Source organism: Lentzea tibetensis, assembly GCF_007845675.1.
In the GTDB taxonomy this organism is placed as follows: Bacteria; Actinomycetota; Actinomycetes; order Mycobacteriales; family Pseudonocardiaceae; genus Lentzea; species Lentzea tibetensis.
In genome coordinates, this window is the sequence record NZ_VOBR01000038.1 from 1 (window position 1) to 14,336 (window position 14,336).

The window sequence follows — 14,336 nt, forward strand, 5'->3', positions numbered from 1 at the left end:
GGGTGTCTTCTGGGGGCCGAGCCCCCAGACCCCCAGCCGGGGGCTCCGCCCCCGGACCCCCGGTTCGGCCTTCGCTTCGCTCGGCCATCCTGCAGTGGCTCGCTGTGTTCTTGTTGACCCATAGTTAGGGTCTATCTGTGCAGGTTGTTGCTTACGGTGAGCATCCCAGTCAGTTTGGTGAGCTCTATCTTCCCGACGGGCCTTCGCGTGGCGGAGTAGTCGTCATCCATGGCGGGTTTTGGCATCAGCGGTACGGGCTTGAACTTGGGCGGCCGCTGGCTGAAGTGCTTGTTGCTGAGGGGTTTTCTGTTTGGAACATTGAGTATCGGCGGGTTGGTGGGGGTGGGGGGTGGCCGGCGACGCTTGATGATGTGGTTGCTGCTGTTGAAGTTGTTGATGTTGGGCCTGTTGTTGCCCTTGGGCATTCGGCTGGCGGCCACCTGGCGGTGTACGCCGCCAAGCACAGCGACAAGGTGATCGGGGTGGTTTCACAGGCCGGGGTGCTGGACTTCGAGTCGCATCCCTCGATCACTCGGCGAGCTGCCGAGTTGTTGGGGGGCATGCCTTCCGAGGTTCCTGAGCGGTATGCGCTGGCCTCACCCGCTCGGCTGGTGCCGGTGGGGAAGCCCGTTGTTTGTGTGCACGGCGACCTCGATGAGGACGTGCCCGTTGAGCAGAGTCTCGGGTTTCCCGGAGCTGAGGTCGTCGTCGTGGAAGGGGCCGGGCACATGGATGTGATCACGCCTGGGAATGTCGCCTGGGAGCGGTGTCACGACGCTGTCGTGCGGCTCGCGCGGCCGTGCTATTAGTTTTCGATGCCCAAGGTTGTCGACCACGAGGCACGCCGGCGTGAGCTGGCGGAGGCTGTCTGGCGGATCGTGCAGAGAGACGGGATCGACCACGCGTCGGTCCGGGCTGTAGCCGCCGAGTCCGGGTGGTCCAGCGGGTCGCTGCGGCACTACTTCCCCACGCAGGACGCACTGCTCGGGTTCGCCATGGAGATGGCGTTCATGCGGTTCCTCGGCCGGCTCGAACAGGTCGACCCTGCGTTGCCCAGCAAGGAGATCGTGCGGCGAATCATCCACGAGATGCTCGCGCTCGACGAAGAACGCCGAGTCGAGTCCGCGGTGCTCATCTCGTTCCTGCCCCGGTCACTCGTCGAACCATCGCTGCACGAGCTGGAACGCACCGGGACGCGCGCTCTCTACGACCGGTTCACGCGGGTGTTCCGGCGCGCGCAGGAAGCCGGTGAGCTGCGCGAAGGCGTCGACCCGGCCAGGGAAGCGCGGCGGATCGTCGCCCTCATCGACGGGCTCAACATGCACCACCAGCAGGGCGCCGACGACATGCCCGACGACGAGATGATCACCATCACGGACGAGCACCTCGACCGGCTCTTCCCCTAGGTTGCACGGCATGGACTGCCTGTTCTGCCGCATCGTCGCCGGCGAGATCCCCGCGACCGTCGTGCACGAGACCGAGACCACGCTCGCCTTCCGCGACATCGCCCCGCAAGCGCCGACGCACGTCGTACTGGTGCCCAAGACGCACACGCCGCACGCCGTCGCGCTCGCCGAGGACGCCCAGCTCCTCGCCGACCTGTTCGCGGCCGCGGGCGAGGTCGCCAAGGCCGAAGGTGTCGCCGAGTCCGGCTACCGGCTGCTGTTCAACACCGGCGCCGACGCGGGCCAGACCGTCTTCCACGCCCACCTGCACGTGCTGGGCGGCAAGCAGCTCGGCCCGCTCGCCTAACCCAGGGCCATCGACACCGGGGCGTGGTAGAGCGAACGGTCGCCGGGGACGTCGGAAGCGTTGCGCACCATCAGGTCGCAGCTGCTTCCGACGGTGGAGACGCCGCGCGCACGGACGTGACGCGCCACCCAGTCGTCGTGCAGGTGCACCTTGACCTGGCCCGCCCGCGCGGCCGCGTCGCAGACCAGCGCGATCGCGTCCGCGGCGAACCGGGAGACGACCGGCCCGATCATCGTGGTCCCGTTGGTGAGCGTCGACGCGACCACGCCGCTGTCGGCGACCCGCACCGACCCGCAGGCCATCAGCCCCTCCCACAACGCGGCGCGCTCGACGCCGAACGCCTCGGCGTCCAGCGCGACGACGAAGGGCAGGTCAGCGGGCTCCGCGGGCCGGCTGATGCCGCCGCCGTCGCGCGGGTAGACGCCGGAATAGGTCGTCACCTTCCCGACCGAGTGAAAACCGAGGCGTTCGTAGAGCGGCTTGCCGTACGGCGTCGCGTACAGGCACGACACGCCGGAGTCCAGCACGTGCGACACGAGCTCGCCGCCGATGCCCTGCCTGCCGTAGCGCGAGTCCACCAGAACCATGCTGATCGCGGAGATCCCGGAGTAGGAGGTCACGACCGTCGTGCCGACCAGCTCATCGCCGTCGAACACACCCCACCCGGTGCCCAGTTCCAGCAGGAACCGCCAGGTCCGGTCCGAGTGCGCCCAGTTACGGTCCGCCGCCACCTTCATGCAGGCGGGTACGTCGGCGACCGTGAGTTGACGAAGCTCCACGACACGTGAGTACAGACGGTGAGCAATCAGGTAGCCACCCATTTTCCGCCCGACTAGCATCGATGGCACCCAAGAACAACGCGAGACCCCACAGGAAGCAGGACAGAGGCCACGTGGCCGAAGAGACTACGAGCAAGAGCACCCCGAACGAGGGGGTCAAGAAGGAAGGCCAGTCCCGGTTCGCCGTTCCGGACGGCGCGGTGCTCACCCTGCTGGGTTCACGCGACGAGAACCTCCGCCTCGCGGAGGAGCTGCTCGACGCCGACGTCCACGTGCGCGGGAACGAGATCACGCTGTCCGGCGACCCCGCCGACGTGGCGTTCGCTGAGCGGGTCTTCTCCGAGCTGATGACGCTCGCGAGCCGAGGCCAGGCGATCGGTCAGGACACCGTGCGGCGCACCGTCGCCATGCTGTCGTCGAACGCGGGGGAGTCGCCTGCCGAGGTGCTGAGCCTCGACATCATCTCCCGGCGCGGGCGCACGATCCGGCCGAAGACGCTGAACCAGAAGCACTACGTCGACGCCATCGACAAGAACACGATCGTGTTCGGCATCGGCCCCGCCGGTACCGGCAAGACGTACCTGGCGATGGCGAAGGCCGTGCAGGCGCTGCAGGCGAAGCAGGTCAACCGGATCATCCTCACCCGCCCGGCCGTCGAGGCCGGCGAGCGGCTCGGCTACCTGCCGGGCACGCTGTACGAGAAGATCGACCCGTACCTGCGCCCGTTGTACGACGCGCTGCACGACATGGTCGACCCCGAGTCGATTCCGCGCCTCACCCAGGCCGGGACGATCGAGGTCGCGCCACTGGCTTACATGCGTGGCCGGACCTTGAACGACGCCTTCATCATCTTGGACGAGGCGCAGAACACGACGCCCGAGCAGATGAAGATGTTCCTCACCCGCCTCGGCTTCGGCTCGAAGATCGTGGTGACCGGTGACATCACCCAGGTCGACCTGCCCGGCGGGCAGCGCAGCGGCCTGAAGATCGTCAGGGACATCCTCGACGGCGTCGACGACGTGCACTTCTCGATCCTCACCAGCCAGGACGTGGTGCGTCACCGGCTGGTCGGCGACATCGTCGACGCGTACGAGAAGTGGCAGGTCCGGCAGGACAACATCGACCAGAACGGCGCCCATCACGGACCCGGTGCGCGCCGGGGGAACCAGCGACGGGGACGATAGGTCCGTGAGCATCGAGATCGCCAACGAATCGGGCGTCGGGGTCGACGAGGGATCGATCGTCTCCGCCGCCCGGTTCGCGCTGGACCGCATGGGCGTGAGCCCGCTGGCCGAGCTGTCCGTGCTGCTCGTCGAGCTGGACGTCATGTCCGACCTGCACGAGCGGTGGATGGACCTGCCAGGACCCACGGACGTCATGGCCTTCCCCATGGACGAGCTGGACTCCGCGCGCCGTCCCGACGCGGCGGGCCTCGGGCCCGCGCTGCTCGGTGACATCGTGCTGTGCCCCGCGTTCGCGAAGGACCAGGCCAAGAAGGCGGGCCACGGCCTGCTGGACGAGCTGCACCTGCTGACCGTGCACGGTGTGCTGCACCTGCTCGGCTACGACCACGCAGAGCCGGCCGAGGAGCGCGAGATGTTCACGCTCCAGAACCGGATCCTGGCGGACTTCCGCTCCGCGGCCGAGGAGGCCGAGCGCGTCAGCAGCCAGCGCGCGGCGGACGACAAGGTGCTCGGGGCCGTGGGGCTCGACGAGGCGACCAAGGACCTCGGTCCGGTCGACCCGCCGACCGCGCCGATCGTCACGCAGACCGACCCCGACGCCTGAGATGTCCGAGAACCCCGCCAGTCTCCTGGTGCTGGCAACCGTTCTCGTACTCGCGGCGGGTGTCTTCGCGTGCGCGGACGCCGCTCTCGGCACCGTGTCGCGTGCGCGGGTGGAGGCGTTGCAGCGGCAGGGCCGCTGGGGCACCCGGCAGCTGCTGCAGGTGCTCGCCGACCGGCCGCGGCACGTGAACCTGTTGCTGTTGCTGCGGTTGTTCTGCGAGCTGTCGGCGACCGTGCTGGTCACCGGTGTGCTGCTGAAGCTGGTCGGCCCGGACTGGCTGGCCGTGCTGTACACGTGCCTGAGCATGCTCGTCGTGTCGTACGTGCTCGTCGGTGTCGGCCCGCGCACCATCGGCCGTCAGCACCCGTACGCGGTGAGCCTGATCGTCGCCGGGCCGATCCGGCAGCTGGGCCGCGTGCTCGGCCCGTTGTCGAAGCTCTTGATCCTCGTGGGTAACGCGATCACGCCGGGCAAGGGCTTCCGCGAGGGGCCGTTCTCGTCCGAGGTGGAGTTGCGCGAGCTCGTCGACATGGCGCAGGAACGCGGCGTCGTGGACGAGGGCGAGCGCGAGATGATCCACTCGGTGTTCGAGCTGGGCGACACCATCGCGCGCGAGATCATGGTGCCGCGCACGGAGATCGTGTGGATCGAGCAGACGAAGTCGCTGCGGCAGGCGCTCGCGTTGTCGCTGCGCACCGGCTACACCCGCGTGCCGGTGATCGGGGAGAGCGTCGACGACATCCTCGGCGTGGTGAACCTCAAGGACCTGATGCGCGACGCGCTGTCCGACGAGTCGTCGGCGTCGTGCGTGGCGGAGCTGATGCGGCCGGCCACGTTCATCCCGGACTCGAAGCCGATCGCGGACCTGCTGCGCGAGATGCAGTTGTCCCGCAAGCACATGGCGATCGTCGTCGACGAGTACGGCGGCACCGCGGGCCTGCTCACCATCGAGGACATCCTCGAGGAGATCGTCGGCGAGATCACCGACGAGTCGGACACCGACGACCGTCCGCCCGTCGAGCACCTTGAGGACGGTGCGGTGCGGGTGAGCGCGCGGCTGCCGGTCGACGACCTGGACGCGTTGTTCGGCACCGAGCTGGACGACCACGAGGTCGAGACGGTCGGCGGCCTGCTCGCGCAGCGGCTGGGCCGGGTGCCGCTGCCCGGCACCGAGGCGGAGATCGCCGGGCTGCGCATGCGCGCCGAGGGCGGCAAGGACGAACGAGGCCGGATGCGCGTCACCACCGTGCTGGTGCGCCCGGTGAACAACGGAGCTGCTGAGGAGAAGGATGTCTGAGCTCGACGCCGAGGACGCCAAGCTCGTGACGCTCGCCCGCTCGGTGCGCGCTCGCAACAGCGCGGACGAAGGTGCTGCCGTGCGCGACACCGACGGACGCACCTACAACGCGTCGACGGTGTCGCTGCCGTCGCTGAGGCTGACCGCTCTGCAGGCGGCCGTTGCCGCGGCTGTTTCGAGTGGCGCCGAAGGATTGGAGGCCGCCGCGGTGGTCACCGAATCGGACACAATTGATGTGGAATCGCTTTCGGCGGTGAGGGATCTGACGGCGAACGGGCCAGTATTCCGTGCGAACGCGGCAGGGGAAGTTGTCGAAACGGTCGCTTGACCGGCCTTGATCATCGGCCTACGTTCGGTTGCGGGGAATTAGCGACCGTTTGGGGATGGTCATGACAAAACTGAGACATGTTTTTGTCGCGCTCGTTTTGTTTCTCGGCGGCATCACATTCGCGGCCTCGCCCGTGCAGGCCGAGCCGCAGTTCGACAAGCTGACCGGCATGGCCGCCGGCACGGGCGAGGTGTCCGCCACCACCTGGTACGGCTGGGAAAGCCTTGGTGGCGGCATCATCTCGTCGCCTGCGGTGTCGTCGTGGTCGGCAGGCAGGCTGGACGTGTTCGCCGTCGGCAGGGACAACGCGCTCTGGCACAAGTGGTTCCAGAACGGCTGGTCCGGCTGGGAGTCGCTGGGTGGTTATCTGACGTCCGCGCCCGCCGCCGTTTCTTGGAGCAATGGTCGGATAGATGTTTTCGCGCGTGGCGGTGACAACGCGCTTTACCACAAGTGGTTCCAGAACGGCTGGTCCGGCTGGGAGTCGCTCGGCGGTTATCTGACTTCGGCTCCCGGCGTCTCGTCGTGGTCGGCCGGAAGGCTCGACGTATTCGCGCGCGGCGGTGACAACGCGCTTTATCACAAATGGTTCCAGAACGGCTGGTCCGGCTGGGAGTCGCTGGGTGGTTATCTGACCACGTACCCGGCCGCTGTGTCCTGGGGCTACGGCCGCATCGACGTGTTCGCGGCCGGCGGCGACTACGCCATGTTCCACAAGTGGTTCCAGGGCGGCTGGTCGGGTTGGGAGTCGCTGGGCGGCTACCTGACCTCCGGACCCGGCGCGTCCTCGTGGGCGTCCGGCCGCATCGACACGTTCGTGCGCGGCGGCGACGGCGCGATGTACCACAAGTGGTTCCAGAACGGCTGGTCCGGCTGGGAGTCACTGGGTGGCTTCCTCGTCGCGGGCACCGGTCCCGGCGCGGTCTCGTGGGGCTACAACAGGATCGACACGTTCGTCGAAGGCGGAGACGGCGCGCTCTACCACAAGTGGTGGGCCTGATCCGTTGGTGCCGTCGGGGCGCATCCACGTACCTCAGCGCAGTGGATGTGCCCCGACGGCAGTCTTCTAGGCGCCTGCGCCGAGCAGGCCGAGCTGGGCCATCATCCCGGCGGCGTCGGGGTGGCTGTGGAACTCGATGATCTTGCCGTTCTCCGCGCGGGCGAAGTAGGTGGCGCGGCCGGTGACCGGCTTGCCGGTGGCGGGCATCTCCATGCCGCCCATCGCGAGCGTGCCGGTGTTGGTGCCGGTGAACTCCAGCTCGCAGGCGACCGCGTCGTCGCCGACGACGCGGTTGGTCGCGCGCACCCGCATGTCCGGGAACGCGGTGAACCAGGAGCGCATGTACTCGCGCCCGGCGTCCGACGAGCGGATCGGGTCTGGCGACGTGTCGTCGAGCCAGGTGAACCCGTCGGCGAACAGGTTCATGAACGCGTCTGCGTCGTGCTGGTCCCACGCGGCGATCCCCGCGTCGTCCAGCCGTTCGATCTCTTCTCTGTTCATACCCCGTGCCTCCTCGTGTGAACGGGTGGTGGGGGACGCGGCCGTCAGCCTGCGCTCGGCCGCGCGCCCGGACCAGTGCCGGAAGGCCCCGCGAAAGTCCGTAGCGGGTACCAGGGACAATGGACGGATGGATGGTTACCGTTCCGGGTTCGCGTGCTTCGTCGGCCGACCCAACGCCGGCAAGTCCACGCTGACCAACGCGTTGGTCGGCACGAAGGTGGCCATCACCTCGAGCAAGCCGCAGACCACCCGGCACACCATCCGCGGCATCGTGCACCGCGAGGACGGTCAGCTGGTCCTGGTGGACACGCCGGGCCTGCACCGCCCGCGCACGCTGCTCGGTCAGCGCCTCAACGACCTGGTCCGCGAGACCTGGTCCGAGGTGGACGTGGTGGGCTTCTGCGTGCCCGCCGACCAGAAGGTCGGGCCCGGCGACAAGTTCATCGCCGCGGAGCTGCAGAAGATCGCGAAGAAGACGCCCGTCATCGGCATCATCACGAAGACGGACCTCGTGTCGCAGCAGCAGGTCGTCGAGCAGTTGCTCGCGCTGCAGAACGTCATGGAGTTCGCCGATCTCATCCCGGTGTCCGCGGTGGACGGCTTCCAGGTGGGCGCGCTCGGCGACCTGCTGCTGAAGAAGCTCCCCGAGGGCCCGGCGCTGTACCCGGACGGCGACCTGACCGACGAGCCGGAGCAGACGCTCGTCGCCGAGCTGATCCGCGAGGCCGCGCTGGAGGGTGTGCGGGACGAGCTGCCGCACTCGATCGCGGTGATCGTCGAGGAGATGCAGCCCCGCGAGGGCCGTGACGACCTGATCGACATCCACGCCAACGTGTTCGTGGAGCGCTCGTCGCAGAAGGCGATCATCCTGGGGCACCGGGGCGAGCGGCTCAAGCAGGTCGGCATCACCTCGCGCAAGCACATCGAGGCGCTGCTGGGTGTCCGGGTCTACCTCGACCTGCACATCAAGATCGCGAAGGACTGGCAGCGGGATCCGAAGCAGTTGCGGCGCCTGGGGTTCTAGATGGCCAATCTGTACCGCGACACAGGGATCGTGCTGCGCGTGCAGAAGCTCGGTGAAGCGGACCGGATCATCACCTTCCTCACCCAGCGGCACGGCAAGCTCCGGGCTGTGGCGAAGGGGGTGCGCCGGACGACGTCGCGCTTCGGCGCCAAGCTGGAGCCGTTCTGCCACGTGGACGTCCAGTTCCACCCCGGACGGTCGCTCGACATCGTCACCCAGGTGCAGACGCTGGACGCGTTCGGCGTCGGCATCGTCAACGACTACCAGCGCTACACGGCCTCCTGCGCGGTGCTGGAGACCGCTGACCGGCTGACCGCCGAGGAGGGCGAGCCGGTCCTGCGGCTGTACCTGCTGGTCACCGGTGCGCTGCGGGCGCTGGCCGCAGGGGAGCGCGACCCGTCGCTCGTGCTCGACGCCTTCCTGATGCGCGCGATGGCGTACGCGGGCTGGGCGCCCGCGGTGAACGAGTGCGCGAAGTGCGGCACCCCCGGTCCACATCGGGCGTTCAGCGTGCAGGCGGGCGGCACCGTGTGCCCGACGTGCCGTCCGCCCGGCTCGGCTTCGCCGTCGAGCGACACGCTCTCACTGCTGTCGGCGTTGCTGCACGGCCAGTGGGAGATCGTGGACGAGTTGCCGCACGCCGCGCGGCGTGACGCGAGCGGACTCGTCGCTGCCCACCTGCAGTGGCATCTGGAACGGCAGCTGCGCTCGCTGCCGCTGGTCGAACGCAAGGCCAAGTCCGAAGAGGGCTAAGGTGCCGCGTACCGAATTCGTTGGAGAGGGAGTTCAGCCCCATGCTGCGTCGACGGCGGACCGCCGAGCGCGAGAAGCGCGTACCACGGCCCCCGGACCCGCATCCTTCCGGCGCACGTCCGCCCGCCATCCCCGCCGATCTGGTGCCCAAGCACATCGCGATCGTCATGGACGGCAACGGCCGCTGGGCGAACCAGCGCGGGCTGACCAGGGTCGAGGGGCACAAGCGCGGCGAGGCCGTCGTGGTCGAGGCGTGCCGGGGCGCGATCGAGCTGGGCGTGAAGTGGGTGTCGCTGTACGCGTTCTCGACGGAGAACTGGAAGCGCAGCCCTGAAGAGGTCCGCTTCATCATGAACTTCAGCCGCGACGTCATCCACCACCGCACCGACGAGCTGGACGAGATGGGTGTCCGGGTGCGCTGGGCGGGCCGCAGGCCGCGGTTGTGGCGCACCGTCATCAAGGAGCTCGAGGTCGCCGAGGAGCGCACGCGTGAGAACGACGTGATGAACCTCGCGATGTGCATCAACTACGGCGGGCGCGCCGAGATCGGTGATTCAGCGCGGGAGATCGCGCGCCTCGTGGCCGCCGGGAAGCTCAACCCGGAGAAGGTCGACGAGAAGACCGTCGCCAAGTACCTGTACCAGCCCGAGATGCCCGATGTGGACCTGTTCATCCGGCCCTCGGGTGAGCAGCGCACGTCGAACTTCATGCTGTGGCAGTCCGCGTACGCCGAGCTGGTGTTCCAGGACATCCTGTGGCCGGACTTCGACCGCCGCGACCTGTGGCGCGCGTGCGAGAAGTTCGCCCAGCGCGACCGGCGTTTCGGTGGTGCGATCGACAAACCCGACTCGGAGGTTCCGTGAACGCGACCACTGACGCTCTGGACGCCGCGCGTGCGGCGCTGGAGCTGTTCCACGACGTCGCCGTGGACGACGACGGCGCGCTGAGCTTCCGGCACGGCGACGTGCCCTGCGCCGTGCAGGGCATGGAGCTCGCCGAGGGGCTGACCGTGCTGTCGCTGACGTGCGTCGTCGCGTGGGACCTGCCGGGTGACGTCGCGACGTTCGTCGCGGAGCGGGCCGGGCAGGGCATGTTCGGGACGCTCGGCGTCATCAAGACCGGCCAGGGCACGGACGTGACGCTGCGCTACGCGTTCCCCGCGGACGGGCTCAAGCCCGAACCGCTGAGCACGCTGCTGATGCTCGTCGTGTCGACCGCTTCACAGGTGCGCACCGAACTGCTCGCGCTGTGACATTCCTGTTCTGCAGAAGGGAACTCCGATGGGTGGCGTGATCATCTACGAACCGGACGAGGAGTCCGAGGTCAACGAGTTCCCCTGGGTGGTGACGTTCGAGCCGTCCGGCGGCGAGGAGTGGGACTCCTTCGTGTGCGGGCCGTACGAGCGGGACCACGCGATCGCGCTGGCCGAGGCCGTCGCGCTCGACGAGGGCGGCGTGCTGGCCGTCGTCGTCCCGATGCTGCCCGCGTTCAGCGCCGTCGACGTGGTCGCCACGATCGAGGAGCTGCGCCAGGCCGTCGAGGAGGAAGAGGAAGACGACCAGGTCAACGGCACGCCGGTCGACTTCGATGACGACGACGAGTTCGAGGAGCAGGAGGTCGAGTTCGAGCTCCCGTCGCCCGAGGAGATCAAGGCGGGCATGGAGCGGACCTACCGGCGGCTCATCGGCTCGGCCGACTGAGCTCCGGTGATGGCTGAGTCGTCCTGATGGCGATCACCGGCGAGATCCGCGGGGACCGCAAGCCCCCGCGGTTCAAGGTGACCTCGCTCGAGGTCCTGTGCTTCGTGCTGGTGCTCGCGCTGGTCTTCCAGAGCGGGCTCGTCCGGATGCTGGACGTGCCCGCTCTGCGCACCGGCTCGACGGTGTTCGTCGCGATCTGCGTGCAGGCGCTGCCATTCCTCGTGATCGGCGTGCTGATCAGCGGTGCGATCGCGGCGTTCGTGCCCGCGTCGGTGCTGCGCAGGCTGCTGCCGTCGTCGTCGGCTCTCGCCGTGCCCGTCGCCGGTGTGGCCGGTGTCGCGCTGCCGGGGTGCGAGTGCGCTTCGGTGCCCGTCGCGCGGCGGTTGATGCAGCAGGGCGTGGCTCCCGCTGTCGCGCTGACGTTCCTGCTCGCCGCGCCCGCGGTGAACCCGATCGTGCTGGTCGCGACGGCCGTGGCGTTCAACGACGCGCCGATGATGGTCGTCGCGCGGTTCGCCGGGTCGTTGCTGACCGCGGTGGTCATGGGCTGGCTGTGGATCCGGTTCGGCAAGCTGGAGTGGATCGCGTCGCGGGCGCTGGAACGGTTGCCCGAGCACGACGGGACGTCGCGCTGGGCGGTGTTCATGGAGTCCGCGCGGCACGACCTGGTCGACGCGGGCGGGTTCCTGGTGCTGGGCGGCCTGTTCGCGGCCGCGTTCAAGGTGCTCGTGCCGGTGTCCTGGATGGAGACCATCGGCGGCCAGGTGGTGCTGGGCGTCCTGGTGATGGGCTTGCTCGCGGTGGTGCTGGCGCTGTGCTCCGAGGCGGACGCGTTCGTCGCCGTCGCGTTCTCCGCGCTGCCCCTGTTGCCGCGCCTGGTGTTCCTCGTGGTCGGTCCTGCCGTGGACGTGAAGCTGATCGCGTTGCAGGCCGGTGCGTTCGGCCGCGCGTTCGCGTTCCGGTTCGCGCCGGTGACGTTCGTGGTCGCGGTGCTGTGCGCCGTGCTGGCGGGGGTGGTGTTGCTGTGAGGCGCGAGACCCAGAACATCCTGCTGATCCTGCTCGGCGGCGCGCTGCTGAAGATCAGCTTCTCCGGGCTCTACCTGCGGTACGTGCAGAAGGGCTTCCTGCCGCTGCTGGTCACCGCCGGCACGGTGATGGTGCTGCTGGCCGGGTTCTCGATCTACCGCGACGTGCGCGGCGCGCGGGTGCCGTCGCACTCGCACTCGACGCGCAGCACGTGGCTGATGCTGCTGCCGGTGCTGGCCGTGTTCCTGATCTCGCCGCCCGCGCTGGGCGTGGACGTCGTCAACTCCGGCACGGACACGAACCGCACCTCGTCGTCCTCCAACGGTTTCGCCGCGCTGCCCGGTGGTGACGTCGTCCCGCTGACCCTGACCGACTTCGTCACGCGCACCGCGTGGGACTCGTCGGGGACGCTGGACGGCCGGACCGTGCGGCTCACCGGGTTCCTGGCGCGCTCGTCCGGCCACACCTACGTGGCCAGGCTGGCGATCTCGTGCTGCGCCGCGGACGCGCGTCCGCTGAAGGTGCACCTGGTCGGCGACGTGCCCGCGTTGCCCGACGAGCAGTGGGTCGAGGTGACCGGCCGCGTGATCCCCGGCTCGGCGTCCAAGGAGAACTCCTACGTGCCGTCGTTCACCGTCAGCTCGGTGAACCCGGTGTCCGCGCCGCTGGAGCCGTACGAGTCGTGATTTCGGCTGAGTCTTAACGCTTGGCCATGCACTCGGCGCAGGTGCCGAAGATCTCGACGGTGTGGCTGACCTCGGAGAACCCGTTCTCGGCCGCGACCCGGTCCGCCCACTTCTCGACCGCGGGTCCCTCGACCTCGACGGTGCGCCCGCAGATGCGGCACACGAGGTGGTGATGGTGGTGCGCGGAGCACCGCCGGTAGATCGCCTCGCCCGAGTCGGTGCGCAGCACGTCCACCTCGCCGGCCTCGGCCAGCGACTGGAGCGTCCGGTAGACGGTGGTGAGCCCGATGCCCTCGCCCCGGCGGCGCAGCTCCTCGTGCAGTTCCTGGGCCGAGCGGAACTCGTCCAGCTGGTCGAGCAGGTTCGAGACCGCCGTCCGCTGCTTGGTCGACCTCAATCCGGTCACAACTTCTCCTCGACGTGCGTCACCGCGTCCACCACGATGTGCGCGAGGTGCTCGTCCACCAGCCGGTAGACGACCTCACGACCGTGGCGCTCCCCGTGCACCACACCCGCGGCCTTCAGCACCCGCAGGTGCTGACTGATGAGCGGCTGAGCCACCCCCAGCGCCTCGACCAGCTCGTGCACGCACCGATCGCTCTCCTGCAGCTGCAGCACGATCTCGATGCGCACCGGCGCGGCCAGCGCGCGCAGCAGGTCACCGGCGGCGGCCAGCGTCCGGGCCGCCCGCGGCGGGACGGGAGCTGCCCGGCGCTCGGGTGAGTGCTCGCCGTGCAACTGGACCGTCATGGCCGCACCTCACCTGGTAGGGATTTTCAGAACCAATTCTAGTGTGATCAACACGAGGATCAGCAGCACGACCACGCGCACCACCCGCGCACCGGGTGTCAGCACCTGCCAGGTGGCTGCCAGCAACGTCGCCGCGCCCACGATCAACACGCCCAGCAGGATCGCTCCTGCTGTGCCGCCGACCCACACGCCGGTGATGAACAGGCCCAGTACCAGCAGGAACATGGCCACCGCCGGCACCTTGGCCAGTGGGCCGTCACCGGGTAGCAGGGAGCGTTTGGGGTTCGCGGGCACCGTGACATCCTTGCACCGTGCTGCTCGTGTGCCGCTTTCGCGTGTCCTCACCCGATGCTTTCGTCGCGCGCTGCCAGCGGGCGCTCGAGTTGCTGACGGCGCAGCCGGGGTGCGTGCGGGGGGCGTTGAGCCGGTCTGCCGACTCCGACGACCGCTGGGTGCTCACCGTCGAGTTCGACTCCGTGGTCGCTTACCGGCGTGCGATGTCGCCGTTCGAGGTGCGGGAACACGTGGTGCCGTTGCTCAGCGAGGCTCTTACCGACGAGCCCGCCATGTACGAGCCGTTGCTGACCGCTGTCGACGGGGAGGTTGAGCGTCAGGTCAGTCTGCTGGCCGAGGATGCGTTCACCGTGCGGCTGGGTGAGGCGGCGGGGCCTGCTACGCCTCGATAGCTGGGGCTTGGCTGCCGGTTGTCGTCGGGGCTGGGGTCTGATGGTTGCTGCGCTTCGGTGTTCTGGTGTCGTGGGTTGCGTCGCGCCTTCGGCGCAGCGATTGGGCCTTGACATGGGGCCCCTCGCGGCGTGGTGGGCCGGCTCCGCCGGCAGGGAAGGGAACCTGCCGGCCGTTGAGGTGTACCACGCCGCACCCCATGTCAAGGCCCAATCGCGCGGTGCCCACCACCCCGCTGACTGCGGAAGCACACACTCCTTGCCTGA

Annotated in this window: 21 protein-coding genes; 16 read left to right on the forward strand and 5 right to left on the reverse strand. The window is 68.8% G+C overall.

Annotated features, from left to right (window positions below):
• Positions 1 to 137: 137 nt before the first annotated feature.
• The 3 genes from FKR81_RS38005 to FKR81_RS38015 are packed head-to-tail and all read left to right on the forward strand — an operon-like array spanning position 138 to position 1,752.
• Positions 138 to 809: an alpha/beta hydrolase family protein gene (locus FKR81_RS38005; RefSeq protein ID WP_146359269.1), complete on the forward strand. Its 672-nt coding sequence runs from the start codon at positions 138 to 140 to the stop codon at positions 807 to 809.
• Positions 810 to 815: 6 nt separating this feature from the next.
• Positions 816 to 1,406, forward strand: coding sequence for a TetR/AcrR family transcriptional regulator (locus FKR81_RS38010; RefSeq protein WP_146359272.1), 591 nt, complete (start codon positions 816 to 818; stop codon positions 1,404 to 1,406).
• A 10-nt stretch (positions 1,407 to 1,416) separates the two neighbouring features.
• Complete coding sequence (locus tag FKR81_RS38015) at positions 1,417 to 1,752, forward strand: histidine triad nucleotide-binding protein (RefSeq protein ID WP_146359275.1); 336 nt, start codon at positions 1,417 to 1,419, stop codon at positions 1,750 to 1,752.
• Here FKR81_RS38015 and FKR81_RS38020 read toward each other — a convergent pair.
• Positions 1,749 to 2,531, reverse strand: a complete 783-nt coding sequence (locus FKR81_RS38020; RefSeq protein WP_186763413.1) for a GNAT family N-acetyltransferase — start codon at positions 2,529 to 2,531, stop codon at positions 1,749 to 1,751. The two genes, FKR81_RS38015 and FKR81_RS38020, sit on opposite strands and share 4 nt — an antisense overlap.
• Before the next feature lie 113 nt (positions 2,532 to 2,644).
• On the opposite strand from FKR81_RS38020, the gene FKR81_RS38025 reads away from it, so the two are divergent.
• The 5 genes from FKR81_RS38025 to FKR81_RS38045 all read left to right on the forward strand — a co-directional run bounded on the left by FKR81_RS38025 (position 2,645) and on the right by FKR81_RS38045 (position 6,944).
• On the forward strand, positions 2,645 to 3,715 hold the full coding sequence (locus FKR81_RS38025) for a PhoH family protein (RefSeq protein WP_235922147.1): 1,071 nt from the start codon (positions 2,645 to 2,647) through the stop codon (positions 3,713 to 3,715).
• A gap of 4 nt (positions 3,716 to 3,719) precedes the next feature.
• A complete protein-coding gene (ybeY, locus tag FKR81_RS38030; protein ID WP_146359282.1) occupies positions 3,720 to 4,319 on the forward strand; it encodes an rRNA maturation RNase YbeY in 600 nt (199 codons plus the stop codon).
• Between the two features lies 1 nt (position 4,320).
• The gene (locus FKR81_RS38035; protein ID WP_146359285.1) at positions 4,321 to 5,616 is read left to right on the forward strand and encodes a hemolysin family protein; all 1,296 of its coding nucleotides are present in this window, start codon (positions 4,321 to 4,323) and stop codon (positions 5,614 to 5,616) included.
• Positions 5,609 to 5,944, forward strand: a complete 336-nt coding sequence (locus FKR81_RS38040; protein ID WP_146359288.1) for a cytidine deaminase — start codon at positions 5,609 to 5,611, stop codon at positions 5,942 to 5,944. The genes FKR81_RS38035 and FKR81_RS38040 overlap by 8 nt, the downstream gene beginning before the upstream one ends.
• 61 nt (positions 5,945 to 6,005) lie before the next feature.
• Positions 6,006 to 6,944: a carbohydrate-binding protein gene (locus FKR81_RS38045; RefSeq protein ID WP_146359290.1), complete on the forward strand. Its 939-nt coding sequence runs from the start codon at positions 6,006 to 6,008 to the stop codon at positions 6,942 to 6,944.
• 66 nt (positions 6,945 to 7,010) lie between these two features.
• Here FKR81_RS38045 and FKR81_RS38050 read toward each other — a convergent pair whose 3' ends face one another.
• On the reverse strand, positions 7,011 to 7,445 hold the full coding sequence (locus FKR81_RS38050; RefSeq protein ID WP_146359293.1) for an ester cyclase: 435 nt from the start codon (positions 7,443 to 7,445) through the stop codon (positions 7,011 to 7,013).
• A gap of 127 nt (positions 7,446 to 7,572) precedes the next feature.
• On the opposite strand from FKR81_RS38050, the gene era reads away from it, so the two are divergent.
• The 7 genes from era to FKR81_RS38085 are packed head-to-tail and all read left to right on the forward strand — an operon-like array spanning position 7,573 to position 12,636.
• On the forward strand, positions 7,573 to 8,469 hold the full coding sequence (gene era / locus FKR81_RS38055; RefSeq protein WP_146359296.1) for a GTPase Era: 897 nt from the start codon (positions 7,573 to 7,575) through the stop codon (positions 8,467 to 8,469).
• Complete coding sequence (recO, locus tag FKR81_RS38060; RefSeq protein ID WP_146359299.1) at positions 8,470 to 9,222, forward strand: DNA repair protein RecO; 753 nt, start codon at positions 8,470 to 8,472, stop codon at positions 9,220 to 9,222. It abuts the gene before it with no gap.
• A 41-nt stretch (positions 9,223 to 9,263) separates the two neighbouring features.
• Entirely contained in the window at positions 9,264 to 10,085 is an 822-nt protein-coding gene (locus FKR81_RS38065; protein ID WP_146359302.1) for an isoprenyl transferase, read from the forward strand.
• The gene (locus FKR81_RS38070; protein ID WP_146359305.1) at positions 10,082 to 10,474 is read left to right on the forward strand and encodes a YbjN domain-containing protein; all 393 of its coding nucleotides are present in this window, start codon (positions 10,082 to 10,084) and stop codon (positions 10,472 to 10,474) included. The genes FKR81_RS38065 and FKR81_RS38070 overlap by 4 nt, the downstream gene beginning before the upstream one ends.
• Positions 10,475 to 10,511: 37 nt before the next feature.
• Positions 10,512 to 10,922: a hypothetical protein gene (locus FKR81_RS44065; protein WP_186763414.1), complete on the forward strand. Its 411-nt coding sequence runs from the start codon at positions 10,512 to 10,514 to the stop codon at positions 10,920 to 10,922.
• A 26-nt stretch (positions 10,923 to 10,948) separates the two neighbouring features.
• Complete coding sequence (locus FKR81_RS38080; protein ID WP_146359307.1) at positions 10,949 to 11,950, forward strand: permease; 1,002 nt, start codon at positions 10,949 to 10,951, stop codon at positions 11,948 to 11,950.
• Positions 11,947 to 12,636, forward strand: coding sequence for a TIGR03943 family putative permease subunit (locus FKR81_RS38085; RefSeq protein WP_146359310.1), 690 nt, complete (start codon positions 11,947 to 11,949; stop codon positions 12,634 to 12,636). Before FKR81_RS38080 ends, FKR81_RS38085 begins: the two co-directional genes overlap by 4 nt.
• A 13-nt stretch (positions 12,637 to 12,649) precedes the next feature.
• Here FKR81_RS38085 and FKR81_RS38090 read toward each other — a convergent pair whose 3' ends face one another.
• The 3 genes from FKR81_RS38090 to FKR81_RS38100 are packed head-to-tail and all read right to left on the reverse strand — an operon-like array spanning position 12,650 to position 13,617.
• Positions 12,650 to 13,042: a Fur family transcriptional regulator gene (locus FKR81_RS38090; protein ID WP_146359313.1), complete on the reverse strand. Its 393-nt coding sequence runs from the start codon at positions 13,040 to 13,042 to the stop codon at positions 12,650 to 12,652.
• Entirely contained in the window at positions 13,039 to 13,386 is a 348-nt protein-coding gene (locus FKR81_RS38095) for an ArsR/SmtB family transcription factor (RefSeq protein ID WP_146359316.1), read from the reverse strand. Before FKR81_RS38095 ends, FKR81_RS38090 begins: the two co-directional genes overlap by 4 nt.
• A 9-nt stretch (positions 13,387 to 13,395) precedes the next feature.
• A complete protein-coding gene (locus FKR81_RS38100; RefSeq protein WP_235922148.1) occupies positions 13,396 to 13,617 on the reverse strand; it encodes a hypothetical protein in 222 nt (73 codons plus the stop codon).
• A gap of 80 nt (positions 13,618 to 13,697) precedes the next feature.
• Between FKR81_RS38100 and FKR81_RS38105 the strand changes: the two genes are divergently transcribed.
• Entirely contained in the window at positions 13,698 to 14,072 is a 375-nt protein-coding gene (locus FKR81_RS38105; RefSeq protein ID WP_146359321.1) for an antibiotic biosynthesis monooxygenase family protein, read from the forward strand.
• Positions 14,073 to 14,336: the final 264 nt, after the last annotated feature.